Here is a 1,220-nt window from a genome sequence, read left to right as displayed (position 1 = left end):
ATACTATTTGCATGAACACTGAACATATTCAAGAACGCTTTGAGCTTTTCAAGCCTTTTCTCAATGAAAGGCAACGGCGAATTCTTGCCGCCATAGAAGCCCAGATTTTGGGATATGGTGGTATTGCTCTTGTTGCACGTGCAACTGGATTGTCCCGGAACACTGTTGTTGCCGGTGGTATTGAGCTGAAAGCACGTAAGGGTGCTGACGTTACCCCGGAGGGTGGGCGAATCCGAAGGCCAGGGGGTGGACGTAAGCGAACGGTTCAGAAAGACCTTACGCTTGGAGGGGATCTCGAGTACTTGATTGAACCTGTTACCAGGGGAGATCCCGAATCTGCCCTTCGTTGGACATGCAAAAGTGTTCGCCGCTTGGCCGAGGAGCTCAAGCAAATGGGCCACGAAACCAGTCACCGGATGGTGGCCGAACTGCTTGACCAGATGGGCTACAGTTTGCAGGCCAATCGTAAAACAATGGAGGGGCGTTCGCATCCTGATCGAGATGCCCAATTTCAGTACATCCATCAAAAGGTGAAAAAGTTTCAGAAGCAGGGGCAGCCGGTTATCTCGGTGGATACCAAGAAGAAAGAGCTTGTGGGCCATTTCAAGAACCAAGGCCGGGAATGGCGACCGAAAGACAACCCGGAGGAGGTGTTGATCTATGATTTTCAAGCCCTCGGGAGTGGCAAGGTAACCCCTTATGGTGTGTACGATCTTTCCCAGAACAAAGGCTGGGTGAGCGTTGGGGTAGATCATGATACGGCTGCCTTTGCGGTGGAGTCGATTCGGCGGTGGTGGAACACGATGGGCTGTCAAGTCTACCCTCAGGCCAAGCGTTTGCTTATTACCGCAGACAGTGGAGGTAGTAATGGTGCTAGGGTAAAGCTGTGGAAGACGGAACTCCAAAGATTCACCAATGAAACTGGACTTTCTGTTTCTGTCTGTCATTTTCCGCCAGGGACCAGCAAGTGGAACAAAATCGAACATCGCCTCTTTTCTTTCATCAGTCAGAACTGGCGGGGCAAACCCCTCATTAGCCATGAAGTAATCGTCAAGCTGATTGCCGCAACAACGACGAAAACAGGGCTCAAAGTTGAGTGTGGGGTCGATTCCAATGGCTACCCCCAAGGGATCAAAGTGACCGACAAAGAACTCAGGGCCGTTAACCTTACCAAGGACGCCTTTCATGGTGAGTGGAACTACACCATCAAACCAAATCAT

Annotated in this window: 1 protein-coding gene; it reads left to right on the top strand. The window is 50.9% G+C overall.

The window, feature by feature from the left end; genetic code table 11:
- Positions 1 to 11 precede the first annotated feature (11 nt).
- Positions 12 to 1,220: ISAzo13 family transposase (locus tag HW443_RS11450; RefSeq protein WP_176238250.1), on the top strand; the 1,209-nt coding region annotated here is incomplete at its 3' end.

Source organism: Candidatus Hakubella thermalkaliphila (assembly GCF_013281975.1).
GTDB lineage: Bacteria > Actinomycetota > Humimicrobiia > Hakubellales > Hakubellaceae > Hakubella > Hakubella thermalkaliphila.
This window is presented reverse-complemented; position numbering and strand designations above follow the sequence as displayed.